This window comes from Symbiobacterium ostreiconchae, from assembly GCF_055396975.1.
The window spans coordinates 1723745-1749124 of record NZ_AP042454.1; the positions used below are offsets into that span (position 1 = coordinate 1723745).

The window sequence follows — 25380 nt, forward strand, 5'->3', positions numbered from 1 at the left end:
TGCGCCGCCGCTGCCCGGGTAGTCTCGCTAGTCGCCGCTGGTCGCGATGCGCGGCGCCGTGTGGGGCGGACGCCGGGCGTCGGCGTACGCCGAGTAGGTCTTGTAGGCCATCACCAGGCCCAGGATGAAGAGCGCGGCCCCCACCAGGACGAAGATGCCGTCCATGGCCCGGCTGAAGGCCGGATACTGGTTGAAGGGGTACTGCACCAGGGTGGGGGTGGTGCCCAGGAAGGCCGGCAGGTAGACCTTGACCACCTGCCACCCGATGGCGGTGATGGTGGTGACGATCATGAAGGTCGCGGGGATGAGCGTGTAGACGGTGGGCGCCTTGGTGCGGGCCAGGTGGATGGTGATCAGCATGAGGGCCAGGCCCGCCAGCAGCTGGTTGGAGCCGCCGAAGTAGAGCCAGAGGTTGTTCCAGGAACCGGTGGCCGCAAAGGCCAGCGGAATCAGCAGGCCCACGAAGGTGGCGATGTGCTTCTGGCCCAGGAACGAGAGCGGCCCCTGGAAGACCTCGGTGGAGACCAGACGCCAGAAGCGGGTGACCAGGGCCTGCACCGTGAGGGCATAGAGGATCAGGACCACGCCGAAGTACGCCCGCAGGAAGCCGACCGCCGCCTCACCGCCCAGGAACGGGGAGGTGAACTTGATGGCGCCGGCTACCCAGGCGCCGACGGAGCCGGTGAGCTGCTCCTTGGGGATGATCATATACGCGGCCAGCGAAGCCAGAGCCAGGAGCCCCTCCGAGAGCATGGCGCCGGCGCCGACCGGATGGGCGTCGGTCTCGACGTCCAGCTGCTTCGCGGTGGAGGAGCTGGAGACCAGGCTGTGCCAGCCGGAGATGGAGCCACAGGCGATGGCGACGAACATCAGCGGCCACATGGGGCTGTTGCCGCCCGGGTTGAAGGCAACCCAGGCCGGCTGCTCCAGCCGCACCCCGGTGAAGCCCGAGACCAGCGCGCCGATCAGGATCAGCAGTACGGCCAGAAAGGTGGGGAAGAAGCTGACGTAGTTGACGGGCTGGATGAAGGTCGGCAGCGGCAGGACCGAGGCGAGGTAGAGGACGATACAGGCGACGATGCCCCAGACGAGCAGCGACCACTCGCCGGCGATGCCGCCTGCCTGGACGCCCTGCGCCGGGTCGGGCGGCCAGGCGCCCTGCGGGGTCTGCAGGAACGGGAAGGAGGCGGCCGCCCAGATGACCAGGCCCATCAGGACGATGGCCAGCAGGGTGGTGGTGATGACGTTGGCGCGCAGCTTGTAGAGCATCTGCCCGGCCAGGACGCCCACGAGCAGGATGCCGACCGTCGCCGCGAAGGTGGCGGGGAAGATGTGCCAGAAGAGGGCGATGAAGTAGATGAAGGTCGCGGAGATGATGAGCAGGTAGAACAGGATGAAGCCGAGGAGGGTGTTCCGACCGGTGTTGCCGGTGAACTCGTAGGTGATGGGACCGAAGGAGCGCCCCTGGTTGCGGACGGAGAGCATGATGGAGCCGTAGTCCTGGAGCCAGCCGATGAAGAAGTTGCCCAGGATGATCCAGGCCAGGGCCGGCGCCCACCCGTAGTTGATGGCGATGTACGGGCCCAGGATGGGGCCGAGCGCGGCGACGCTCTTGAACTGGTAGCCCCACAGGACGTACTTGGTGACCGGGAAGTATTCCACCCCGTCAGTGTACATGTGGGCCGGCGTCGTCCGCTTCGGATCCGGTTTCCAGACCGTTCGGTCGAACCACTTGCCGTACCCGAAGTACGCGATGCCGTACGCAACGAGCGCAAGCAGCACGAACAGGGCCGGTGAGCTCATCCTTCCAGTAACCTCCTCTCAGTGTTCTGGGCGCGGGAAAACGACGCAGTCTCTGCGGCTTCCTCCTGCCATTCCCCCCTTTCGAAAACGCCCCCTGAACCTCGGGGGCTGTCGCGGAAGTTGCCGGTCATGTCCCAATGTATTGTCCGAAATCGAGCCAATTCCTGCTGAATTGAGACTGTTAAAATAAGAACACGCAATCCGGCAGGGATTTGCCGGCGCGTGCGAGAACTGAATGGGGAAAGCCAACCTGGAACGGGCGGAGGTGAAGCCGGTGGGGGCAGATCATGGCCGCCATGGGCACAGCCACGGCCACGGCCACGGGCACGGGCACGAGGCGTGGGTGAAGCACGGACCGCTGCACAGAGCCCCGCGCACCTGGCGGGAGAAGGTGCGGCAGTTCTTCTGGGGGCTCCTCTTCTTCGAGTGGTACCACGAGCTGCAGCATGAGCGGGCCAAGTACAACGACGTGCTCAACCTGGTCCTCTTCGGCGAGCTGCTGGGCATCCCGCTCATGAACTCCTCCATCGGGCTGCGCCTGCTGCCCCACGTGCTGCCGGAGCTGCAGGGGTGGAAGCACCGGCAGCTGGAGGAGCGGGAGATCATCGAAGAGGTCCCGCACGTGCACTGAGGGCGGACCGGAGGCGATGGCATGCAGGTGGGACAGATCGTGGTCGTCGCGGTGGCCGGGGTGTTCTTCGTGTGGTACTTCGCCGGCGCGCTGCTGAACCGCCGGCGGGCCGTGCAGCTGCTGGGCGCCGTCCGGCAGGCGGCCGGCGCCGTGGGCCAGGGGGCCACCGTCCGGTGGCACGGCCGCTCGGCGTTCGAGGTGGCCGTGGGGGAGCCGTCGCCGCCGCTCGCGGGGTTCCGGCTCCTCTGCCTGCTGGAGCCTCGGGACTTCCCCCTCGCCCTGGCCTGGAACCGGCTGCGCGGGCGGCGGGACCAGGTGCTCATCCAGGCGGACTTCGCCCGTCCGCCCCGGGCTGACCGGCAGCTGGACGCTGCGGCCTGCGGGATCCCGGGGCTGACCGCGGCCGCCCTGAGCGCCTCGCCGCCGCACCTCCGGCTGGCGCTGCAGGTCGGCTCCGGCGGCGAGGCGGCGATTGCCCGGGCATTCGATCTGGTCGTGCAGCTGGCGGAGGAGCGCTTGCCGGGGGAGCACCGGCGGCAGCGGGAGCGCCGGCCCCAGGGCGGGGCCCGGCGGCCGGGCGCGCAGCCCGCAGGGTGAGCCGCACCGCCGGCAATACCAGTGGGGAGGGCGCCAGGCCCTCCCCGCTTTGCCATTTCGCGCGTTCAGAATCCGTCAAAGACGTCGCTGCCGAAGTCCAGCCCGTCCAGGGACAGCACCTTCCAGCCGTCGGCCTCCTTGACCAGCGTCACGACCGCCTCGTGGGTGCGCATGGCCAGGTTGGGATCGCTGAGGATCTCCACGAACTTCTCCTCGATCAAGAGCTGCATCTGTTCTTCCGTCATGTCCTCGCTGAATGCGGCGCTGAAGGCCAGCGGGAGCAGCTCATTCATCATCGCCGCAGCGAGCCGCTCCATGTCGGGCATGGTCACCTCGACGTCGATGGTCGCCTCATCGCCCTGGATGTCCGCCTGGCCGAGATCGAACTTCATCCTGCCGGTCAGCGCGTTCACGATGCGCTCTTCATCCTTCGTCGGCGGCTCGAACGCGCCGCTCCTGCTGGACTGCAGCTTGGCGACGGTGGACCAGTCGCCCGAAGTCAGGGCCTTGAAGAAGCTCTCGGCCACGGCCTCGGGACCCTGGCTGCCGCAGCCGGCCAGCAGCACGCTCAAAACCAGGGCCAGGACCATCGGAAAACCGACTCGCTTGCGCATTGGGCTGTTCCCCCTAGTCTACGAAGCGCCCAGCACCTCACGGGCGACCTCCTCGTACACCCGGGTGTCGCCGGGGCTGAAGCAGCAGAAGGTGACGCGCAGGGGCGAGTTCTTCTCCAGCAGGTAGTCCCGCACCGTCGTCTGCGCTACCCGGGCCGCCTTCTCGATGGGGTACCCGTAGGCGCCGGTGGAGATGGAGGGGAAGGCGATCGTGCGGTATCCGGCCGCCTCGGTCAGCTCCAGCGCGCGCCGGTAGCACGAGGCCAGGGTCTCCGCCTCGCCGCGGCCCCCGCCCCGCCAGATGGGCCCGACGGCGTGGGCCACGGCCTTGGCCGGCAGCCGGTAACCCTTCGTCATCTTCACCTCGCCGGGCCGGGCGCCGCCGAGGGTGCGGCACTCCTCCAGCAGCTCGGGGCCCGCCGCCCGGTGGATCGCGCCGTCGACCCCGCCGCCGCCCAGCAGGCTGGGGTTGGCGGCGTTGACGATGACGTCCACGTGCAGGGTCGTGATGTCGGCCGTGACGATCTCGATCCGTCCGTCCAGCCAGGTGCTCATTCCGCATCCCTCCTACCAGGGTTCTGGTTCAAGGTTCCGGAAGATGCGGGGCGAATCCTGCCGGGACCGCCGTGCAGCCAACGGCGGGGTGTCTTGAAGGCGCACTGACCCAAAGAGAGCTCTCCCGGCGCGGGCGTAGCCATTTTGCCCTACACCCGAATACGATCGAAGAGTTTCTGTAGCGAATAATGCGCCAACAGAAGGGTCTGAAGAGGCGTTCGCGGAAAGATCGATACTGAACTGACAACCAGTGGTGCCCCTGTGACTTCAGGAAAGGAGGGGAGATCGCCAGCCCTGGCCCGGCGTGCCGCCCCAGTCCAACGGTCCTGTCGCGTGTCCACCTCGGCGTCTTGTGAGGAGGAGGAGAAGGGTGAACAGGAACCTCAGGAATCTACTCATCTGTGTTCTTGCGATCATTCTCCTGTCCTGTTTCGCTAGCCGTGTAGAGCGCAACTTCGGAACGGTGGACGTCCAGCAGATTCGCATCGTACATCCCCAGACCGGACAGATCCTGGTCGGCAAACTGTACAGACCCCGTGACGCCTCGGCGGATGACCCGCGACCGGCGGTGCTGGCGCTTCACGGGTATCAGAACGACAAGGATACTCAGGGAGCGTTTGCCATCGAGCTTTCCCGGCGGGGCTTCGTCGTTCTGGCCCTGGATCAGATCGGTCACGGCGACACCACCATCGACCTGTCGGCGGCAGGCAATGACCCGACCCGGGGCGGCGACGCGGCGTACAAGTACCTGAAGACGCTCCCCTTCGTCGATCCGGAGAACATGGGCATCATGGGCCACTCCATGGGGTCCATGACGACTTACGCGACGGCCGGGCTGAACCCGGACCACAAGGCGCTGAACCCGCAGTGCGGTGCAACACCTGACCCCTCGTACCACAACGTGCTCCTCTCTCAGGCCCTGTGGGAAGAGTTCCTGGGCTTCCGGGAGAATGAAGGCCGCGTCGAAGGGCTGACCACCCATCCCAACCGCCTGAAGGGCTTCCTGCGGGAGGACGTCGTGGAGTGGGATACCACCTATGGCAGCTTCGCGGATGGCACGGCCCGTCGGATGGCGCTGATCCGGACGGTCCACCCCGGGGTCACGCACAGTCACCATGCGGTGACCGAGGCCGTGGAGTGGATGCGCCAGGCCCTCATGCAGGACGCGGAACCCGCGAACTGGATCCCGGCTGACCGGCACATCTACATGTGGAAAGAGTGGGCGACCCTGGCGGCCCTCCTGATCGCCATCTTCTCGCTTGTGCCGCTCACCAACCTGCTCTTTGAGATCCCCTGGTTCGCCGAAGTGGTGCAGCCGATGCCGGAAGGCTACGTGGCGCAGAAGAAGCAGTGGTGGCTGCTGGCCGCGATCAACGTCGTCATCGGCACGCTCACCTATTCATGGGCCACCTTCACGGCCGGGCAGATCCGGCCCAAGTTCATCCACCTGCCGCAGGGGTGGGCGGTGGCCTTCTGGTTCATGATCTGCTCGCTGATCTTCGTCGTGCTGTTCACGATCTGGTATCGGACAACCGCAAAGAAGCAGGGCGTCACCATGTACCACATGGGCGTCAGTTTCGACGAGTCCGGGTTCCGCCTGAACTGGCGGATTCTGGGCAAAACGCTGCTTGTGGGCGCCATCGGCTTCGCATTCCTCTACACGCTGGTCAGCTTCACCCAGTGGGCCTTCGGCATGGAGTTCCGGTTCCTCTGGGGGTTCATGCGGCAGTTCGGGGACACCGAGCGCTTCTGGCAGTTCCTGCTGCTGCTGCTCCCGATCTTCGCCTTCATGCTGCTGAACGGCGGGATGTTCCTGTTCGGCCAGGCGCGGCAGCCCGAGTACGGGACGCCATGCAAGACGCTGGTGATCTGGTGGCTCAAGAACTCGTTCGCGCTGGTGTTCTGCCTGGTGATCGTCTGGGCGGTGCAGTACATCCCGTACTTCACGGGGTCCCCGCCCGGGTTTGAGGTGCTGGGCATCTCCGCCTACAGCGCCATGTGGCCGCTCATGACCATGATCTACATCCCCGAGTTCATGGTCCTGCTGCTGCTGGCCACCTGGTACTTCCGCCGGACCGGCCGGGTGTACCTGGGCAGCTTGATGGCGGCCAGCCTCGCCGCCTGGTTCACCGCTGCCGGCTCGGTGTTCATGTGATTCCTGTCGCACTGCGAACGCGCCACCCGGAAACCGGGTGGCGCGTTCGCACGATCGGCGCCGGTGCGGCCTCCCTCCCCGGCCGGCGGCAGGATCCGTCCGCCCTTACGGGGAAGTCGTTCCCTGCGGTTGAACGGGCCGGAGACGGCATAGGCTACGCACCGGAAGGAGGTTACCGGCATCGCACCTCTGGAGATTCAGGAACGGGTTTCCCTGCGCGACTACTCGACCATGCGCCTGGGCGGCCCGGCCGCGTACCTCGCCCATGTGCACAGTCCCTCCGAGGTGGAGGAGGGGATTGCCTGGGCCGAGGCCCGCAGCCTGCCGGTGATCATGGTGGGCGGCGGCAGCAACGTCATCTGGCGGGACGAGGGCTTCACGGGCCTGGTGCTGGTCAACCGGATTCCGGGGTATTCCCTGGCAGAATCGGGCGGTCAGCTGCTCCTCAGGGTGGGGGCCGGCGAGAACTGGGATGCGGTGGTGGCGCGCGCGGTCGCGGCGGGCGCGTCGGGCATCGAGCGGCTCAGCCTGATCCCCGGCACCGCGGGGGCCACGCCGGTCCAGAACGTCGGGGCCTACGGGCAGGAGATCGCCGACGTGCTGGTCTCCGTCGAAGCCTACGACCGGCAGGCCCGGCGCTTCGTGCGCATCCCGGCGGCGGACTGCGACTTCGGCTACCGCCGGTCCCGCTTCAACCGGGCGGACCGGGGACGGTTCTTCATCACGTCCCTGACGCTCCGGCTGTTCCGTGAGCCGCCCCGGCCTCCGTTTTACCCGGCGCTGGGCCGTTATCTGGAGGAGCGCGGGCTCACCGAGCCGACGGTGCAGCAGGTGCGGGATGCGGTCATCGCCATCCGGCGCGCCCGGCTGCCCGATCCGGCGGTGGTGGCCAACAGCGGATCCTTCTTCCGCAACCCGATCGTCACGGCCGCGCACGCCGCCGAGCTGCTGCGCCGCTACCCCGACATGCCGCACTGGCCCGTCCCCGGCGGCGGTGTCAAGCTCGCGGCGGGCTGGCTGATCGACCGGGCGGGCCTCCGGGGTGTGTCGGATCCGGAGACCGGGATGGGCACCTGGCCGGCCCAGGCCCTGGTGCTGGTGAACCACCGTGCGGGCAGCACCGCCGACCTCCTGCGGTTCAAGCAGAAGGTGCAGGACGAGGTGCGGCGCCGCTTCGGCGTCTCGCTGGAGCAGGAGCCGGAGCTTCTGCCCTAGCCGGAACGCCTGTGCACCCCCGAAAAGGCGCATCCCCTAATCAACTGGACCCAGGCGCCGCCTCCCGTCTATGGGGGGGCGGCGCCTCCGCCTTTGGTGCCCGGAAGCCCGCTGCGGCGTAGACTCTCAGCCAGCTAGTCCTCTTGGACACGCTGCGAACTAGTCTTTGCATCGAAATTGATGAACTTGCTTCATGGATCTTCTTGGGAACGGCGGGTAGAGTCGGGGTTAGACAGTCTGGCGCTTCTCGAACAGCCGTCCTGAGTGCACGCAGGGGGGATGCCGCGGGGGAGCGCCGGGAAAGGAGAGGAGTACCGCGATGACGACCCAGAAGAACCAGCAGAGGGGCAGCACCAGGCGTGATTTTCTGCGGGATGCGGGTTTGCTCGGGGTGACCCTGGCCAGCGGCGGAATCCTGGCCGCGTGCGGGAGCCCCGAGGTGGTCAGTGAGAACCCCCCGGCGTCCACGACCCCTGAGCCCACCCCCGGGGCCGGCGTCCCGGACGTCATGACGGCTGACCTGGCATCCAAGAAGTGGAGCTTCGAGATCCCCCCCGATCCGATCCCCGAAAGCGAGATCGCCAACACGGTGGAGGCGGACGTCATCATCGTCGGCTCCGGCATCTCCGGCTTGGTGACGGCCAACTCCGCGGCCGAGCACGGCGCCAAGGTCGTGCTGATCTCGGCCAGCTCGGGGCCCATTTACCGCGGCGGCTCGTTCCACGCGCCGTGGAGCAAGGCCATGGAGGCCGCCGGACTCGAGCGGTACGACGTGGACCGCTTCTTCCGCCGGGAGTTCTCCAACGCCTCTTACCGGGTCGACCAGGACAAGTGGTACAAGTTCTACAACAACGCCGAGACGGCGATCAACTGGCTGATCGACAAGATGGAGGCGGCCGGTTACCGCGTGGGGTTTGAGAAGGGCAACTGGGACCCCGACTTCGGCCCGATGGAAACGCCGGTGGGGTCGCACGGCTTCTACAGCAGCGAGAGCAGCCCGGTGTGGAGCATCCCGGGCCTGAGCGCGGAGGCCGTGGCCAAGCGGCTTGAGGTGACCGCGAAGGAGAGCGGCGTGCAGATCATCTACAAGACCGTGGCCAAGCAGCTGGTCCGCGAGAACAACAACACCGGCCGGGTGACGGCGGTCATCGCCCAGGGCGAGGACGGCAAGTACACCAAGTACGTGGGCCACAAGGGCATCGTCCTGGCCACCGGCGACTTCTCCGCCGACCGGGAGATGATGGCCAAGTACTGCCCGTGGGCCATGCCGCTGCTGGATGACACCGGCTCCCAGGGCTACGACACGACGTTCAAGTTCGGCGGCCTGTACAAGGGCGACGGCCACAAGATGGCCCTGTGGGTGGGCGCCGCGTGGCAGAAGACCGTCCCGAACGCCCCGATGATCCAGGGCTCCTGGGTGGCGGCCAACCAGCCGTATGGCTCGCACCGGGGCCTGGTGGTCAACAAGCTCGGCTACCGGTACGCGAACGAGGACATGAACGGCCCGCTGTCGGCCATCCAGCAGATGCGCCAGCCCGACATGGCCGCGTACTGCATCTGGAGCCATGTCTACGCCGAACAGGGCGGCCCCTGGTACCGCTTCGGGATGGACGTCAGGGACGAGCCGATCCCGCCGGAGCAGGTCAGGCAGGAGTGGGAGCAGGCCGTGGAAGACGGCACCATGGTGAAGGGAGACACCGTCGAGGAGGTCATCCAGAAGCTGGGCCTGCCGCTGGAGACGACCCTCGCCACGGTGCGGCGGTACAACGAGCTGTGCCGCAAGGGCGTGGACGAGGACTTCCACAAGCGGCCCGAGCTGCTGGTGCCCATCGAGGAGGGGCCGTTCTACGGCGCGTTCATGTCCGGGCTCACCTTCCTGACGGTGTGCGGCGGCCTGCGGACCAACGCCAACATGCAGGTGTGCGACGAGAACGACAACCCGATCCCGGGCCTGTACTGCGTCGGCATCATGGTGGGCGACACCTACGCCAACATCTACAACTTCCTGGTGGCCGGCCACAACTACGGCATGAACTGCCTGACCTTCGGCTACCTGACCGGCAAGGCGATCGCGGAGGGCACGGTGTAGCCGGTTCCCGGGGGCTCAGCCGCCGCCATGTAGGACATGAGGGAAGGGTGACAGCCCGTTATGACCACTGGGACTCCAGCACCGCGCAGACGGCGCTGGTGGAAGATCGTGATCGGGATTTTCGTCGTTGTGCTGGCGCTGTTCGGTGGTGTCGGCGGCGCAGCCCTCCACCAGTCCAACACGAACCCCGCGTTCTGTGCCACCTGCCATGTGATGGAGGCCAACGTCGAGTCGTACCTCACCAGCAACCACCTGGACAACGTGCACTACCAGGCCGGGGTTCACTGTAAGGACTGCCACGACGTCACGCTGGGCGAGGAGATCCAGTTCGGGATCGACGCCGTGACCGGCAACTACAAGATCCTGGCGGACGGCACGCTGCCCAAGCGGGAGTACGACGATGCGTTCTGCACCAAGTGCCACATCAGCAAGGAGTGGGTCGCCCTGGGCACGGACTGGCTGGGTTCGTGGAACCCCCACGGCACCAACATGGGAGACTTCTCCTGCCAGACGTGCCACATCTCCCACGGGGAGCAGGTCAACCACTGCGCGTCGTGCCACGCCAACCGGTCCGCGCAGCGGATGATCGAGGACCGGAACTCGCCGCACAAGATCCGGTAGAACGGGCAAGCGACACCGAAGCGCCACCCTCGGAACGGGGGTGGCGCTTCTGATCTCCCGGGGAAGGGCGAAGCGGCTGGAGGCGGCGGGGAGGAATCCGCCCGCCCGGCTGGAATCGAATACGGGAAAGTGGGGGAATTCGCTTGATTCGTGTAACAGGCTTGACGGTCGCCGGCAAGCTCACCGACGTCCATCTGCACGTGCGGCCGGGCGAGCTGGTCGCCGTGGTCGGGAGCCGGGGCAGCGGCAAGACGACCTTGCTGCGGGCGCTGGTGGGCCTGCACCCCGCGGATGGCGGAACCGTCACGCTGGCCGGGCACCCGGCCGGCACGCGGGAGAGCCTGGCCCGGGTCGGGGCCGCGGGCGAGGCCTGGGGCCTGATGGAGCGGCTCACGGTCTGGCAGAACCTGCATACGTACGCGCGCATCTGGAACGCCCCCCGGCAGCGGGCGGCGGAGCTGGCGAACCGGCTGGACCTGGGGGGCCGGCTCCACGTCCGGGCGGACCGGCTGACGCCGGGGGAGGCGGCGCGCCTGAAGCTGGCCCGGGCCCTGGTGCACGATCCGTCCGTGCTGCTGCTGGATGAACCCGCCGGCGACATCGACAGCGAGAGCGCCAGCCTCATCGCGTTCACGCTCGCGGAGGAGGCGGAGGCGGGCAAGGCCGTGCTGGTGACGACCTTCGGGGACCCGCGGATCCTGCCCGCGGCCTCCCGGGTCTGCTACCTGGAGGGGGGCCGCCTGATCGAGCCTGCCGCACAGCCGGCGGCGCGGGAAGCGGTCCGTCCCATTGCAGCCTCTGCGGCGGCTGCCGCCCCCCGGGTACCGGCGGCCGAGCCCCCGGTGCCGTCCCGCAGGCCCGTTCCCCACGTGGCGGCCCGGAAGGGCGAGAAGGTGCGGCTGTTCCGCCCCGAGGAGATCCGGTACGCCTACGCCCGGGACAAGGCCGTCTACATCGAGACCCCGGAGGGAACGTGCGGGGTCAGCTTCACCCTGGCGGAACTGGAGGAGCGGCTGGCTGACAGCGGGTTCTTCCGCAGCCACAAGGCCTACCTGGTCAACCTCGCCTACGTGCGGGAGATCGCCGCGTGGACCCGGGATTCCTACTCGCTCATCCTGCGGGACGGCGAGGAGGTGCCGCTCAGCAAGCACCGCGCCCACGAGCTGCGGGTCCGCCTCAACGGGTAGGGTGCGGCCTGCCGCCAGTTGTCGCCCGTTATCCGCCAGTTGTCCGGAACCGGCGGCGCCGCCCGCCCCGCGCATGCGAGGATGGGGGCGGAGGTGGTGAGCGTGATCCGCCTGACCCAGGTGACCATGCGCTACGGAAAGACGGTCGCCCTCGACGGCGTGGACCTGCACGTGGCCCCCGGCGAGACCCTGGGGCTGCTGGGGCCGAACGGGGCCGGGAAAACCACGGCGCTGCGCCTGCTGGCCGGGATGGCCCCGCCGGCCGCGGGACAGGTGCGGGTGCTCAGTGTCGACCCGTGGGCGGACCCGGACCGCGTGCGGCCGCGGATGGGGGTGCTGCCGGAAGCCACGGGCCTGTTCGAGCGGCTGACCGTGGATCAGAATCTCGCGCTTTTCGCCGGCCTCTACGGGCTCGGCCGGGCGCACATCGCCCGGGCCCTGGCCGCGGCGGGGGCAGCCCACCTGCCCGGCCGGCGCGTCGGCCGTCTGTCCAAGGGGGAGCGGCAGCGGGTGGCCCTGGCCCGGGCGCTGCTGCACGAGCCCGAACTGCTCATCCTGGACGAGCCCACGTCGGGGCTCGACCCTGCCGCTGCCGCGGCGTTTCACGAGCGGATCCGCGAGCTGCAGTCGGCGGGCCGCACCATCGTCCTGGCCAGCCACGACATGGCGGAGGTGGAGGCCCTGTGCGACCGGGTGGCGATCCTGGACCGGGGCCGCCTGGTCGCGTGCGACACCCCGGCGGCCCTGAAGGCGCGCCACAGCCGGCGGCTGGTGCGGGTGACCGTCGCCCGGGGCGAGGGGACGGCGAGCCTCGAGTGGCCGCTGGAGCATCCGGCGTGGATCGAGGCGGCGGCGCGGCACCAGGCGGAGGGGACGCTGCTGGCTGTGCACACCGCGGAGGCCTCGCTGGCCGAGGTCTTTCTGCAGGCGACGGGGAGGGAGCTGAGGTGCGACTGATCGCACTGGCCCGGGCGCAGCTGCAGGACGTGGTTCGTAACGCGGTCTTCGCCTTTTTCGCGGGCATCCTGCCCGTCATGGGGTTGATCATGCGGTGGACCATGCCGGAGAGCGTGCAGCCGATCCTGCTGACGATGCTCCTGCTGATGGCCGCCTACTTCGTCGGGTGGAACCTGCCCAGCTTCACGCTGGCCGAGGAGAAGGAGAAGCGGCAGCTGGAGGCGCTCTTTCTCACGCCCGTCCGCCCCTGGCAGGTCGTGCTGGTGAAGGGGGCGCTGGGGGTGGCCGCGACGGCCGCCGTCGGCGGGCTGGTGCTGCTGATCTTCGGGCAGATGCCGGCCCGCCCGCTGCTCTGGCTCTTCAGCTACCTGCTGCTGGCGCTGTTCACCGTGGCCGGCGGCACCCTGGTGGGACTGCTGGTCCGGGACATGCGCACGATGGCCATCGGCGGGACGCCCGTCCAGCTTCTGCTCCTTTTCGCATCGACGCTGCCGTGGGCGCTGGCAGAGCCGGGCGTCTGGGCGGCGCAGGCCTGGATGCCCACCCGTCCGGCGGTGGAGCTGCTGCAGGCGGGCCTGTTCGGCGACGAGGCGCCGGTGCTCCGGCACGCCCTGGTCATGCTGGCTTACACGGGGCTGCTGTGGGTGGCCAGCGCCCGGCTCATCCGCCGGCTTTCCTTTCTCGGGCGGTGAGCCGCCCGTCCTCCGGCGAAAGTGGGAAGAACCGCTCCGCAATCCACAGGCAAAACTTATGCTACATTCAGGTTGCTTTCAGGTTTCTTGTCCAGACTAAGACCCAACAAGCGTGTTTGGAGGGGTTCTTCTGAAGCGACCGACCTGGATCCTCAGCCTGGCCCTGGCGGTGCTGCTGGCGGCCGGATGCGCCCGGGGCGCGGCCCAGCCCCAGGCTCCGGAGGCTCCCCCGTTCACCAGCAGGGTCGAAGCAGGGCCGGCGCCCACCGAGGCCGAGGACGCGGTGCCGGCCGCCGCGGACGGGGACGCCTACTACGTGGACACCGCGCAGTCGGAGGCCTCGTACGCCGTCGACGAGACCTTCCTCGGGCAGCGGCTGGACGTGACCGCCGTGGGCAGGACCTCGGCCCTCTCCGGGGCCATCGTCCTGCAGGACGGCGTCATCCAGCCCTCCACCGTCGAGGTGGACCTGACCACCCTGCGGAGCGACCAGTCCCGCCGGGACAATCAGGTGCAGCGGGTGCTGGACACCAAGAACCACCCCCGCGCGGTCTTCCGCATCGAGGGGGCCGAGGGGGATCCCGTCCTGACCGAGGGCGACGAGGTGCCCATCCGGCTCAAGGGGACCATGACCATCAAGGGCGTGGACAGGCCCCTCACCTTCGCCGGCACGGCGAAGCTGGCGGACGGCGTCCTGACGCTCACCGCCGAGGCGCGGTTTGCCATGACGGACTTCGGCGTGAACCCGCCCAACATCGCCAACTTCGTGGCGGTGGAGGACGAGGTGAAGGTCGCGGTCACCTTCGTCGGGCAGCGGCAGGGCTAGCCGGTCTGCGGGACATGATGCGGCCGGGCGGCGCCATCCCCGCTGAGGGATGGCGCCGCCCGGCGCTTCGCGCTGGCGGGGCCGGGTCAGCGATCGATCACCGCGGCCACGCCGACGCCGTGCTTCCGGACCATGTCCCGGATCGCCTGTTCCTGCAGGCGCGACTCGTCGTACGCCACGGTGAGCGATCCGGTGCCGAAGGAGACCTTCGCCTCCTTCATGCCGGGCAGGTTCTGCGCGGCCTTCTCGATCTTCGCGGCGCACACGGGGCAGTTCAGGTTCTCGAGCACGATCATCTGGCGCTTCATCTTCTCATTCCTCCTCCAGGGGGTACGGTAGCACGGACCTGCGACCGCCGCATTGACGCGGGTCAAGATCGGGTGGCCTCCGGCACGGCTTCCCCCGCTGCAGACCGGGGCCGGCCGAGCAGCCGCATGCCGTTCAGGATCACCAGCAGGACGCTCGCCTCGTGCACCAGCATCCCGCCGGCGAGGAACACGTGGCGGGTCAGAACCCCGGCCAGCAGCGCCAGCACCACCGCGACGGCGAAGGCGACGTTCTGCCGCACCACGCCCATGATCCGCCGGCTGAGGCCGATCGCCCGCGGCACCCGTTCGATGCGGTCAGACATCAGGGCGATGTCTGCCACCTCCACGGCCACCTGCGTGCCGGACCCTCCCATGGCGATGGCCACGTCGGCGGCGGCCAGGGCCGGCGCGTCGTTGATGCCGTCGCCCACCATGGCGACCACCCGGCCCTGCGCCTGCAGCGCCTGGATGGCGGCCACCTTCTCCTCGGGCTTCAGCCCGGCCCGCACCTCGTCGATGCCCAGCTGCGCCGCGACCCGGCGGGCGGCGGCGAGGTTGTCGCCGGTGAGCATGACCGTGTGGCGTACGCCGGCCCGCTTCAGGGCCGCGACCACGCCCCGCGCGTCCGGCCGGATGGGATCGGTGATGCCGATGACGCCGACCGGCTCCCCGCCGACGGCCACCAGGGCGATGGTCTCGCCCTCCGCCTCCCGGGCGGCCACGGCCGCCTCCTGCTCCGGGGTGAGCTCCACGCCCCGGGCGGCCAGCAGGGCCCGGTTGCCGACCAGGACCTCGCCCCGGTCCGTGAGGGCGGTTGCGCCCATGCCCGGCTCCAGCCGCCAGTCCCGGGCCGGGACGGGGGATACGCCGGCCTCCGCCGCCCGGGCCAGGATGGCGGCCGCCAGGTGGTGCTCGGACCGCTGCTCGGCCGCGGCGGCGAAGGCCAGCACGGCGGCCGCCGGGTCCCCGGCGGGAAGCCCGCCGGCTGCGGCGCCGGGCAAGGGCACGACCGCCGTCACCCGGGGGCGCCCCTGCGTGAGGGTCCCGGTCTTGTCGAGGGCGACGGTGTCGATGCGGCCGATGCGCTCCAGCCGTTCGCCGCCCTTGATCAGGATCCCCTCCCGGGCGGCGCTGCCCAGGCCGGCGACCACGGCCACCGGCGCGGCGACGACCAGCGCTCCCGGGCAGCCGATGACCAGGAAGGTGAGGGCCAGCTCCACGTCCCGGGAGATGACGGCCACCAGGGCCGCGGCCAGGATGACCGCCGGGGTGTACCAGCGGGCGAACCGGTCGACGAACTGCTGCACCCGGGGCTTCTGCTCCTGGGCCTCGGCGACCAGGTAGACCATGCGGCTGAAGGTGGTGTCGGCCCCCACCTGCTCGGCCTCGATCTCCAGGTAGCCGCCCACGCTCACGCTGCCGCTCAGCACCCGGTCGCCGGGGCCCACCTCGGCCGGCAGCGGCTCGCCCGTGAGGGCCGCGGTGTCCAGGGCCGCCCGGCCGCCGGTGACCACGCCGTCGACGGGAACCCGGTCCCCGGGCAGCACCACGACGGTCTGCCCCGGCTGCACCCGCTCGGCCGGGACCACCTGGACCGCCTCGCCTGCCTTCACCCTGGCGGTGCGCGGCCGCAGGTCGATGAGCGAGCGCAGGGCCGCCCGGGTCCGGGCGAGGGTCAGGTCCTCCAGGTAGCCGCCGAGCATGTACAGGTAGGTGACGGCCGCCGCCTCCCAGGGCTCGCCGATCCAGAGGGCCCCGGCCGCGGCGATGGTGACCAGCAGGGGGATGGTGAGCTGCCGGCCGGTCAGGCCGCTCCAGGCCAGTCGGGCCACCGGGATGCCGGTGATGGCGGCGGCCAGCGTCATCAGGGGTGCGTGCAGCGGCGGCATCGCCCAGCCGCCGATGATGAGCAGCCCGGCCGCGGCCAGCGCGATCAGCTTGCGGTGCCGCATGAGCGCTGCGGGAAACTGGGTGTAGATGACGTGCATATCGCTTGCCTCCTCGGGCCTCTCGGCGAGGCGCTGCATGCTGGATTCGGCTCCAGCATACCGCGGGGACGCCGCCGCCCGCCTTGACGCGCGTCAAGGGCGGGGACGCGCAGCCGACATTTTTCGACCCGCCGTTGAAACGGCCTGGGCGTGAGCTCCGTCTGTCACAGTGAAAAGGAGGTAAGAACGATGAAGCGTTGGAAGAAAACCGCTGCGCTCAGCGCTCTGTTGATGACCGTGTCCGCCGTTCCCGCCATGGCGGGCGAGGCCGACCTGCCGGTCGAGCACCCCATCGAGGCGGTTCCCATTTCGGCTCCCGTCGATGCCCTGCCGATCCTCGCCCCTGATGCGGGCCGGAGCATCCTGCGGCTCGTCGGCGAGGTGGAGTGGGTCGATCTGGAGGGCGGCTTCTGGGCCGTGGGCGGCATGCGGCTCATCGGCGACCAGGAGCAGTTCCGGCAGCTGGCCGGCCAGAGGGTCGTCGTCATCGGCACCGAGTTCACCGGCATGTCCATCCAGATGGTCCCCGCCATCGAGGTGATCAGCATCCGCCAGGCCGGAGAGGTGGAGGCCCTGGGCCCGGTGGTCCTGTGGGATGTGGGCGCCGACGCGCCTGTGCCCCGGGAGATCCGGGTGTTCGGGGAGCCGGTCTCCGGCGACCTGGGGAGCCCCGTGACGGCCGACGGCGTGCTGTTCGTGCCCCTGCGGGCCATTGCCGAGGCCCTGGGCGCCGAGGTGACCTGGGACCAGGACGAGCGCCTTGCCCGGGTGGCCCTGCCTGACCGGACCGTGGTCTTCCGCATCGGCCAGCAGGAGGCGGAGGTGCTGGACGCCGCCGCCCGGACCGACAGCGGCAGCCGGATCTCCATGGCGCAGCCGCCGCAGATCGTGAACGACCGGACCCTGATCTCCGCCGATGCGCTCACCACGGTGCTGGGCCTGCGCCAGATCGAGGCGGAGGAGGGCGTGATGAGCCTGATCGCGGGCGAGGTGGTGGACCTTACCTTCCCGGAGGAGCCCGCGGCCCCGGAGGAGGGGATGCAGGCGGACCGGGTCGTCGGCAGGATCAGCCAGGTGGAGGACGGGCGCATCCTCGTGGAGGGGCCGCTGATGTCCAACGGCGAGCCGATGCTGATCTGGCTGACCGTCTCAGATGAGACGGCGATCACCGTGGGGGAGGAGGCCGGTACGGCCGCTGACCTGCAGGTGGGCGCCCAGATCATCGCCGAGCTCACCGGCCCGATCCTGGAGTCCTTCCCGGCCCGGGGCGGCGCCGCGAGCATCACGGTGGGGCAGGAGCAGGAGCCGGCCGAGGACCCCGACCAGCAGGCGTACGTCCTCACCGGCGTGATCAAGGAGATCGCGGACGGCCGCATCCTGCTGGAGGGCGAGCCCATGGCGAGCGGCGAGCCCTTCCTGGCCTGGCTGGCCGTGGATGAGCAGACCGCCATCACGGTGGGCGACGCTGAGGGCACGGTGGACGACCTGAAGGTGGGCGCCCGCGTCGAGGTGGAGGTCACGGGCCCGATGCTCATGTCCTATCCCGCCCAGGGCGGCGCGACGAGCATCCGGGTGCTGCCGGAGGAGTAAGAGGTACGGAATCCGACGCGCGAAGCCACCGGGGCTGAGGAGCGGTCATCCTCAGCGGCCCGGTGGCTTCCTGCGCGCGTGGTCCGGGCCTCTCCCAGCCGTTCCCGAGACAACGCGGCCGATTTCCCGTATAATGAGTCGCGAATCCGCACGGGATTGTCAGACGTCTCATAATTAATAAGCCATGAGACGGAGCAGAACAGGAGGACCCGGATGTACAAGAGTGTCGTCAAGATGCTGGCCGACCGGGGCGTGACGCTGGAAGAGATCGCCGAGGTCGTCTACGAGATCCAGAAGGGCTACTACGACTCGCTCCCGCTGGAGGAGTGCCTGGAGAGCGTGGAAGCGGTGGTGAAGAAGCGGGAGGTCCAGAACGCCATTCTGACCGGTCTGGCCCTGGATATGCTCGCGGAGGAGAAGAAGCTGCCCGAGCCGCTTCAGTCCATCGTCGCCGGCGACGACTTCCTGTTCGGCGTCGACGAGATCGTGGCGCTCTCCATCACCAACATATACGGCTCCATCGGCCTCACCAACTTCGGCTACCTGGACAAGACCAAGCCGCTGGTCATCGGCCGGCTCAACACCCACAAGAACGGCTCGTGCCACACGTTCCTGGATGACCTGGTATCCGCCATCGCCGCCGCGGCGGCCAGCCGCATCGCCCACGCCCGGCGGCCCAGCAACAATGATGACTGACGGGTGAGGCAGGGTACCCGCGAACCGAGGGGCTGCCCCGGCGCCGCGTGCGCGGCCGGGGCAGCCCTTTCCTCGCGGCGGGGGGCCGGGACCCCGCACCGCTTACCGTTCTGACCTGGCCGCTTCCCGCGTTCTCGCCTTCCACTCCCGGATCTTCCTGGCCGCGGTGGTCTGGTGGATCCCCAGCACCCGGCCCACCTTCACCGAGCTGCCGAACCGCCGGTAGGCCTCGCCGACCAGCTCCAGCTCCAGCGCGGCGACGGCCTCCTTCAGTGGCACGATCTCCCGCACCTGCACCGGCGAACCGCCGGGGGCGGGCAGGGGCAGGTGCTCCGGCCGGATCTCCCGCTCGTCCAGCGTCACCACCAGCCGCTCCACCAGGTTCTCCAGCTCCCGCACATTGCCGGGCCAGCTGTAGGCCATGAGCCGGGCGACGGCCTCCGGCGTGAAGGTGCGCTCCACCCGGTACCGGGCGCAGAACCGGTCCAGAAAGGCCCGGGCCAGGACCGGGATGTCCTCGGGCCGCTCCCGCAGGGGCGGGATGGTGACCGGCACGACGTTCAGCCGGTAGTAGAGGTCCGCCCGGAAGCGGCCCTCGGCCACCATGGCCTCCAGGTCCCGGTGGGTGGCGGCGATGATGCGGATGTCCACGGCCGTGGGGGTCACCGCCCCCAGCCGGATGATGCGCCGCTCCTGGATGACGTGCAGCAGCTTCACCTGCAGCCCCAGGGGCACGTCGCCGATCTCGTCGATGAAGAGCGTGCCGCCGTGCGCCTGCTCGATGAGTCCCGGCTTCCCCTCCCGGCGGGCGCCGGTGAAGGAGCCGGGCGAGTAGCCGAACAGCTCCGACTCCAGCAGGGTCTCGGGCAGGGCCGCGCAGTCGATGCGGACGAACGGCCGGTCCCGGCGCGGGCTCAGCCGGTGGATTTCCGCGGCCAGCACCCCCTTGCCCACGCCCGACTCCCCCAGGAGCAGAATCGTGGAGTCCACCGGCGCGATGCGGCGGATGAGCTCCATGACCCGCTGCATGGCCAGGGAGGAGCCGACCACCTCGGTGCGGCCGGCCTGCACCGCGCGCAGCCCCGCCAGCTCGTGGTGGTACCGCTCCCGCTCCTGGGCCATGCGCTCCACCTGGCGCTCCAGCCGGTCCAGCTCCGTGATGTCCCGGGCCGCGGCCAGCACCCAGCCCTCCGGCAGCGGAACGGCCGTCATGGCCAGGCGGCGCCCGGCCCGCTCCAGGATCATGGCCTGCCGCTCCCCGGTTTCCAGGCAGCGCCGCAGCACGGGCGGAATCCAGGCGCCCCGGTCCTCCAGGTCTGCCGGCCGCCGGTCCAGCAGCTCAGCCTGGGCGGCGCCCAGGAGCTGCGCCATCGCCCCGTTGACCAGCCGGATCCGCCCGTCCGGCGCGACGGCCATCACGCCTTCGGCCAGCCCGTCCAGCAGCGCGCGCACCATCGCCTCAGAAAGCGGCGCCACCTGCATCCCTCCCCCAGAAACACTAATCATAATTCTCTGGAATGCAAACTATTCCTGCTTAGCCCCCTAAGCAAAATTGCTTTGGCCCCGCATCCCGCGCCGGGCGCGGACGGCGGGGCCGCGGGCGCGCCCTCGGGTGCAGAATGGGCTAAGCGCCAGTGCTTAGATCCCGCGCCCGAGGCGCCGCTCCGTTCCGTGCCTCCCTGGATGGTTCAGGGAGGCACAAGCCTTCTGGGGAGAGGGCTGCCGCCTGACAAGCGCCCGTTTTGTCCGCCCGCGCGGCGGGGGCGGCCGGGGGTTGGCACGGCGCTTGCGTAAGGCGGACCGGCAGGAAGGAGGGGTGCGATGCAGATCGAGCTTGACCGGCCCCACTGGCAGCCGGCCGTCGAGCGCATGGCGCGCGGCGACCTGGCCAGGCTGCAGGCCGAGCGGCTCCGGACCCAGGTGGCGCGGGCCCTGGCGTCGCCGTTCTACCGGCGCCTGTGGCAGGGTGCGGGGCCCATCGACCCGCTGGACTTCCGGACGCCGGCCGACGTGGCCCGCCTGCCCTTCCTGCACAAGTCCGACCTGGTCGACGCGCAGCTCCGGGAGCCGCCGCTGGGCGACCTACCCATGAGCCCGGCCGAGGCGCGGCGGGAGGTCTACCCGGTGCACGTGGTGGGCGGTTCGCTCTACACCGTGTACGGCGAGCAGGACCTGGCCCGCACGGCGGAGATCGGCGCCCGCATCATGTGGGGGCTGGGGCTCAGGCCCGGCGAGCTGATCCACAACGCCTTCGGCTACGGCCTCTTCGCCGGCGGCATCTCCTGGCACCGGGCCGCGCGGGCCATGGGAGCGGCCATCATCCCCATCGGCACCGACTCGGTGAAACGGCAGGTGGAGATGCTGTTCAACTTCCGGCCGGTGATGCTGATCGGCGCGCCGTCCCACTGCCTCTACCTGGCCGAGCGCATCCAGGAGCGGGGCCTCTCCCCCCGGGACATCGGGCTGCGCTACGGCCTCTTCGGCGGCGAGCCGGGCGCCGGGGAGCCGGCCACCCGGGAGCGGCTGGAGCGGCTCTACGGCTGCCCCGCCTTTGACTTCTACGGCATCACCGAGGTGGGCCCGCTTCTCGCCGGGGAGTGCCGGCTCCAGGAAGGGCTCCACTGGGCGGAGGATCACGTGCTGGTGGAGGTGATCAACCCGACCACGATGGCGCCGTGCGCCGAGGGGGAGACCGGCGTGCTGGTGCTCACCGACCTGACCCGGGAGGACATGCCGCTCATCCGCTACTGGACCGGGGACATGGCGACCCTCGTCACCGAGCCCTGCGGCTGCGGACGGACGCTGGCCCGCTCGCCGGGCGGCGTGCGGGGCCGGCTGGACGAGCTGGTTATGATCCGGGGCGCCAAGTTCTACCCGGTTCAGGTGGAGCGGGTGCTCTCCAGCTACGGCAGCCTGGCCGACGAGTACCGGATCGTGCTGGAGCGGGATCCGGTGACCTGGCTGGACCGCTGCCGGGTAGAGGTGGAGGCGGCGCCGGGCGAACTGCCGTCGCCGTCGCTGGAGGACAGGCTGGCCAGGCGGCTCTCCGACGAGCTGGCGGTGGACATCTCGGTCCAGATCCTGCCCTACGGGGCGCTGGAGCGGTCGCCGCGCCGGGTGCGGATCGTCGACCGCCGGTCCGAGGCGGGGGGACTGTGAAGCCGGGTCTGCGCAAAGGAGGTGGCTCAGGGTGAGCGAGGTGCATCTGGCAGTCGAGAACGTGGCCATCGGCTTCGGCGGGGTGAAGGCGCTCGACGGGGTCTCGCTGACCGTGCGCAAGGGCTCCATCACCAGCATCATCGGTCCCAACGGGGCGGGAAAGACCAGCCTGATCAACTGCATCTCGGGGCGCTACATTCCCCAGCAGGGGCGGATTCTGTTCGAGGGGCGCGACATCACCCGCCTGTCGCCGGCCCGGCGGGCGGAGCTGCGCATCGCCCGCACGTTCCAGAACATCGCCCTCTTCAAGCACATGACCGTGCTGGAGAACCTGATGGTCGGCCGCCACGCCCTCATGCGGTCGGGGCTGCTGGCCTGCGGGCTGTGGTGGGGACCCGCCCGGCGGGAGGAGATCGAGCACCGCAAGGCGGTGGAGGAGATCATCGACTTCCTGGAGATCGCGCACGTGCGGCGCAAGCCCGTCGGCATGCTCTCCTACGGCATGCAGAAGCGGGTGGAGCTGGGCCGGGCCCTGGCCCTGGAGCCCGCGCTGCTGCTCCTGGACGAGCCGATGGCCGGCATGAACGCGGAGGAGAAGGAGGACATGGTCCGCTTCATCCTCGACATCAACCAGGAGCGCGGGGTCACCTGCGTGCTGATCGAGCACGACATGGGCGTGGTGATGGACATCTCGGACTGGGTGGCGGTGCTGGACTTCGGCCGCAAGATCGCCGAGGGCACGCCGGACGACGTGCGCCGGAACCCGGATGTGATCCGGGCCTACCTCGGCGACAAGGACCTGGCGGTTGTGTAGGGGGGTGGAGTGGTGAGCGCAGAGCGGCTGGATACGCTGCCCAAGCGGCTGCAGGCGATGGCCGAGCGGTACGGCCACAGCCGGGTGGCCCTTCGGGAGAAGGACTACGGCATCTGGCAGGAGTACACGTGGCAGGACTACCTGGACCGGGTGCGCGACTTCTGTCTGGGGCTGGTCTCCCTGGGCTTTCAGCGGGGCGACAAGATCGCCATCGTGGGGGACAACCGGCCGGAGTGGGTCATCGCCGAGCTGGCCGCGCAGTCGGCGGGCGGCACGTCGGTGGGCATCTACCAGGACTCGCTGGCCAGGGAGATGGCCTACGTCATCGATCACTCCGACGCCGTCATCGTGGTGGTGGAGGACCAGGAGCAGGTGGACAAGATTCTGGAGGTCCGGGACCTGATCCCCAAGGTGCGGCACCTGATCTACTACGACCCCAAGGGGCTCCGCACGTACACCGACCCGTGGCTCCTCTACTTCCCGAAGGTGATGGAGATGGGCCGGGCGTACGGCCGGGAGCACCCCGGGCTGTTCGAGCAGATGGTGGCCGCGGGCGACGGGGAGGACACCGCGATCATCTGCTACACCTCGGGCACCACGGGCAACCCCAAGGGCGCGATGCTGAGCCACCGGAACCTGCTCGCGATGGGCGACACCATCCAGACGGTGGATCCGCTGACGCCCGACGACGACTTCCTCTCGTTCCTGCCCCTGGCCTGGATCGGCGAGCAGATGACCGCCCTGGCGATGCACCTCTCCATCGGGTTCACGGTGAACTTCCCCGAGGAGCCCGACACGGTGCAGGAGAACCTGCGGGAGATCGGCCCGCACGTGATGTTCTCGCCGCCCCGCATCTGGGAGGACATGGTGACCCGGGTGCAGGTGCGGATCCAGGACGCGGGCTGGCTGAAACGGAAGCTGTGGGAGGTCTTCCAGCCGGTGGGCCTGCGGGTGGCCGACGCCCGCTTCGCGCACAAGCCGGTGCCGCTGAAGGACCGCGTGCTCTACGCCCTGGGCGAGATCCTGGTCTTCAGCGCCATCAAGGACCACCTGGGCCTCTCCCGGCTGAAGCGGGCCTACACCGGCGGCGCGCCGCTGGGCCCCGACGTCTTCCGGTTCTACCACGCCCTGGGGGTGAACCTGAAGCAGATCTACGGCCAGACCGAGATCGTGGGCATCGCCGTCCTGCACCGGGACGACGACATCCGCTTCCACACGGTGGGCACGCCGCTGCCGGGCGGCGAGATGGCCATCTCGCCGGAGGGGGAGATCCTGCTCCGGAGCCGGGCGGTGTTCCAGGGGTACTACAAGATGCCCGAGGAGAGCGCGAAGACCCTGGCCGGCGGCTGGCTGCACACCGGCGACGCCGGGTACATCGAGGAGGAGTCGGGCCAGCTGGTGGTCATCGACCGGCTGAAGGACGTGATGCGGCTCAGCACCGGCGAGATCTTCTCGCCCAACTTCTTGGAGAACAAGCTGAAGTTCTCGCCCTACATCAAGGAGGCGGTCACGGTCGGCCACGGCCGCACCCACGTGGTGGCCATGATCAACATCGACCTGCAGTCGGTGGGCCACTGGGCGGAGGGGCAGGGCATCCCGTACACCACCTACCAGGACCTCTCCCAGAAGGGGCCGGTGATCGACCTGATCGCCGGCGAGATCACCCGGGTCAACGCCGACCTGCCGGAGGCCGCCCGCATCCGCACGTTCGTCATCCTGCACAAGGAGCTGGACGCCGACGACGAGGAGCTGACCCGTACCCGGAAGCTGCGGCGCAGCTTCGTCTACCAGAAGTACGCGCCGGTGATCGAGGGGCTCTACAGCGGGGCGAAGGAGATTTCGGTGCAGAGCCGGGTGCGCTACCGGGACGGCCGGGAGACCGTCATCGAGACGGTGCTGCAGGTGCGGGAGCTCTTGCCCGTGCCCGAGCAGCCCCGGCCGGCCGGGGAGACCGAGCCGCGCGCGGCGGGAGGAGGGGGAGTCGGATGAACAGCGACCTCGGCTTCTTTCTGAACCTGCTGGTGAACGGCATCGTCGTCGGGGCCCTGTACGCCCTGGTGGCCCTGGGCTTCGTGCTCATCTACAAGGCCAGCGGGGTGATCAACCTGGCCCAGGGCGAGCTGGTGCTGCTCGGGGCCTACATCGGGCTCACGTTCACCACCGAGCTGAAGATCCCGTTCGCGCTGGCGCTGCTGCTCACCATCGTGGTCAGCGCGCTGGTGGGGGTGGCCATCGAACGGGCGGTGCTCCGGCCGTTCATCGGCGAGCCGCCGATCTCGATCATCATGGTGACGATGGGGCTCTCCTTCCTGATCAAGGCCTTGATTCACGCGATCTGGGGCACCGACATGCGCTCCTTCCAGGGGCTCTTCCGCAGCCAGCCCATCATCATCGGGCCGGTGGCCATCTCCGAGGTGTTTCTGTGGGGCCTGGTGGCAGCCTTGATCCTGCTGCTCCTGCTCAACGCGTTCTTCAAGTACAGCATGCTGGGCATCGCCATGCGGGCGACCGCGGACGACGAGCAGGCGGCGCTCTCGATGGGCATCTCGGTGAAGCGGGTCCTGGCGGCGACCTGGGCCGTGGCGGCGATGGTGGCCGCAGTCGGCGGCATCTTCCTGGGCAACATCGCCGGCGTCAACCCGCTGCTCACCTCCTACGGCCTGAAGGTGCTGCCGGTGGCGATCCTCGGCGGGCTGGACTCGATTCCCGGCGCCATCCTCGGCGGCTTCATCATCGGCATCCTGGAGGCGCTGACGGGCGGCTACCTGGACCAGTACCTGACCGGCATCAAGGAAGTGGTGCCGTTCGCGGTCATGATCATCATCCTGCTGATCAAGCCCTACGGCCTGTTCGGCAAGGAGATCATCGAAAGGGTGTAGGCCT

General features: G+C 69.4%; 22 protein-coding genes. 16 read left to right on the forward strand and 6 right to left on the reverse strand.

Features of this window, described 5'->3' with window-relative positions:
* Positions 1 to 27: 27 nt before the first annotated feature.
* Positions 28 to 1803, reverse strand: a complete 1776-nt coding sequence (locus ACZ5UM_RS08455; protein WP_464848154.1) for a carbon starvation CstA family protein — start codon at positions 1801 to 1803, stop codon at positions 28 to 30.
* Between the two features lie 235 nt (positions 1804 to 2038).
* Here ACZ5UM_RS08455 and ACZ5UM_RS08460 point away from each other — a divergent pair, with 235 nt between their 5' ends.
* Together ACZ5UM_RS08460 and ACZ5UM_RS08465 are read left to right on the forward strand one after the other, a co-directional pair.
* Positions 2039 to 2434: a DUF7990 family protein gene (locus ACZ5UM_RS08460; protein WP_464848155.1), complete on the forward strand. Its 396-nt coding sequence runs from the start codon at positions 2039 to 2041 to the stop codon at positions 2432 to 2434.
* A 21-nt stretch (positions 2435 to 2455) separates the two neighbouring features.
* Positions 2456 to 3031 (forward strand): hypothetical protein, encoded by a 576-nt coding sequence (locus ACZ5UM_RS08465; RefSeq protein ID WP_464848156.1) that lies wholly within the window; start codon positions 2456 to 2458, stop codon positions 3029 to 3031.
* A 65-nt stretch (positions 3032 to 3096) separates the two neighbouring features.
* On the opposite strand, the gene ACZ5UM_RS08470 is transcribed toward ACZ5UM_RS08465, so the two are convergent.
* On the reverse strand, positions 3097 to 3645 hold the full coding sequence (locus ACZ5UM_RS08470) for a nuclear transport factor 2 family protein (protein ID WP_464848158.1): 549 nt from the start codon (positions 3643 to 3645) through the stop codon (positions 3097 to 3099).
* Positions 3646 to 3663: 18 nt separating this feature from the next.
* Positions 3664 to 4200: an O-acetyl-ADP-ribose deacetylase gene (locus ACZ5UM_RS08475; RefSeq protein ID WP_464848160.1), complete on the reverse strand. Its 537-nt coding sequence runs from the start codon at positions 4198 to 4200 to the stop codon at positions 3664 to 3666.
* A 370-nt stretch (positions 4201 to 4570) separates the two neighbouring features.
* Between ACZ5UM_RS08475 and ACZ5UM_RS08480 the strand changes: the two genes are divergently transcribed.
* The 8 genes from ACZ5UM_RS08480 (at position 4571) to ACZ5UM_RS08515 (ending at position 13942) form a co-directional block, all read left to right on the forward strand.
* Positions 4571 to 6355 (forward strand): alpha/beta hydrolase, encoded by a 1785-nt coding sequence (locus ACZ5UM_RS08480; RefSeq protein ID WP_464848161.1) that lies wholly within the window; start codon positions 4571 to 4573, stop codon positions 6353 to 6355.
* 189 nt (positions 6356 to 6544) lie between these two features.
* The gene (gene murB, locus ACZ5UM_RS08485; RefSeq protein ID WP_464848320.1) at positions 6545 to 7570 is read left to right on the forward strand and encodes a UDP-N-acetylmuramate dehydrogenase; all 1026 of its coding nucleotides are present in this window, start codon (positions 6545 to 6547) and stop codon (positions 7568 to 7570) included.
* Positions 7571 to 7889: 319 nt separating this feature from the next.
* A complete protein-coding gene (locus ACZ5UM_RS08490) occupies positions 7890 to 9659 on the forward strand; it encodes an FAD-dependent oxidoreductase (RefSeq protein WP_464848162.1) in 1770 nt (589 codons plus the stop codon).
* A 108-nt stretch (positions 9660 to 9767) separates the two neighbouring features.
* Complete coding sequence (locus ACZ5UM_RS08495) at positions 9768 to 10280, forward strand: cytochrome c3 family protein (protein WP_464848163.1); 513 nt, start codon at positions 9768 to 9770, stop codon at positions 10278 to 10280.
* A gap of 143 nt (positions 10281 to 10423) precedes the next feature.
* The gene (locus ACZ5UM_RS08500; protein WP_464848164.1) at positions 10424 to 11467 is read left to right on the forward strand and encodes an ATP-binding cassette domain-containing protein; all 1044 of its coding nucleotides are present in this window, start codon (positions 10424 to 10426) and stop codon (positions 11465 to 11467) included.
* A 96-nt stretch (positions 11468 to 11563) separates the two neighbouring features.
* Positions 11564 to 12424, forward strand: a complete 861-nt coding sequence (locus ACZ5UM_RS08505) for an ABC transporter ATP-binding protein (protein WP_464848165.1) — start codon at positions 11564 to 11566, stop codon at positions 12422 to 12424.
* Positions 12415 to 13116, forward strand: coding sequence for an ABC transporter permease (locus tag ACZ5UM_RS08510; RefSeq protein WP_464848166.1), 702 nt, complete (start codon positions 12415 to 12417; stop codon positions 13114 to 13116). Before ACZ5UM_RS08505 ends, ACZ5UM_RS08510 begins: the two co-directional genes overlap by 10 nt.
* A gap of 112 nt (positions 13117 to 13228) precedes the next feature.
* Positions 13229 to 13942, forward strand: a complete 714-nt coding sequence (locus ACZ5UM_RS08515) for a YceI family protein (protein ID WP_464848168.1) — start codon at positions 13229 to 13231, stop codon at positions 13940 to 13942.
* An 86-nt stretch (positions 13943 to 14028) separates the two neighbouring features.
* Here the strand turns inward: ACZ5UM_RS08515 and ACZ5UM_RS08520 are convergent, their stop codons facing one another.
* Together ACZ5UM_RS08520 and ACZ5UM_RS08525 are read right to left on the reverse strand one after the other, a co-directional pair.
* Complete coding sequence (locus ACZ5UM_RS08520; protein WP_464848169.1) at positions 14029 to 14250, reverse strand: heavy-metal-associated domain-containing protein; 222 nt, start codon at positions 14248 to 14250, stop codon at positions 14029 to 14031.
* Between the two features lie 62 nt (positions 14251 to 14312).
* Positions 14313 to 16238 (reverse strand): heavy metal translocating P-type ATPase, encoded by a 1926-nt coding sequence (locus ACZ5UM_RS08525; protein ID WP_464848171.1) that lies wholly within the window; start codon positions 16236 to 16238, stop codon positions 14313 to 14315.
* A 189-nt stretch (positions 16239 to 16427) separates the two neighbouring features.
* Here ACZ5UM_RS08525 and ACZ5UM_RS08530 point away from each other — a divergent pair, with 189 nt between their 5' ends.
* Positions 16428 to 17828 carry a stalk domain-containing protein gene (locus tag ACZ5UM_RS08530; RefSeq protein ID WP_464848173.1) on the forward strand — a complete coding sequence of 467 codons (1401 nt, stop codon included), beginning with the start codon at positions 16428 to 16430 and terminating at the stop codon, positions 17826 to 17828.
* Between the two features lie 213 nt (positions 17829 to 18041).
* A complete protein-coding gene (locus ACZ5UM_RS08535; RefSeq protein ID WP_464848175.1) occupies positions 18042 to 18524 on the forward strand; it encodes a phosphatidylglycerophosphatase A family protein in 483 nt (160 codons plus the stop codon).
* A 102-nt stretch (positions 18525 to 18626) separates the two neighbouring features.
* On the opposite strand, the gene ACZ5UM_RS08540 is transcribed toward ACZ5UM_RS08535, so the two are convergent.
* Positions 18627 to 20000 carry a sigma-54 interaction domain-containing protein gene (locus ACZ5UM_RS08540; protein WP_464848176.1) on the reverse strand — a complete coding sequence of 458 codons (1374 nt, stop codon included), beginning with the start codon at positions 19998 to 20000 and terminating at the stop codon, positions 18627 to 18629.
* Positions 20001 to 20345: 345 nt separating this feature from the next.
* Between ACZ5UM_RS08540 and ACZ5UM_RS08545 the strand changes: the two genes are divergently transcribed.
* Genes ACZ5UM_RS08545 through ACZ5UM_RS08560 form a run of 4 tightly spaced genes read left to right on the forward strand, consistent with a single transcriptional unit; the run spans position 20346 to position 25376 of the window.
* Positions 20346 to 21683: a phenylacetate--CoA ligase family protein gene (locus ACZ5UM_RS08545; RefSeq protein WP_464848178.1), complete on the forward strand. Its 1338-nt coding sequence runs from the start codon at positions 20346 to 20348 to the stop codon at positions 21681 to 21683.
* A 31-nt stretch (positions 21684 to 21714) separates the two neighbouring features.
* Positions 21715 to 22497 (forward strand): ABC transporter ATP-binding protein, encoded by a 783-nt coding sequence (locus ACZ5UM_RS08550; RefSeq protein ID WP_464848180.1) that lies wholly within the window; start codon positions 21715 to 21717, stop codon positions 22495 to 22497.
* A gap of 12 nt (positions 22498 to 22509) precedes the next feature.
* Complete coding sequence (locus tag ACZ5UM_RS08555) at positions 22510 to 24486, forward strand: AMP-binding protein (RefSeq protein ID WP_464848181.1); 1977 nt, start codon at positions 22510 to 22512, stop codon at positions 24484 to 24486.
* Positions 24483 to 25376 carry a branched-chain amino acid ABC transporter permease gene (locus tag ACZ5UM_RS08560; protein ID WP_464848183.1) on the forward strand — a complete coding sequence of 298 codons (894 nt, stop codon included), beginning with the start codon at positions 24483 to 24485 and terminating at the stop codon, positions 25374 to 25376. The genes ACZ5UM_RS08555 and ACZ5UM_RS08560 overlap by 4 nt, the downstream gene beginning before the upstream one ends.
* The last annotated feature ends 4 nt before the right edge of the window (positions 25377 to 25380 follow it).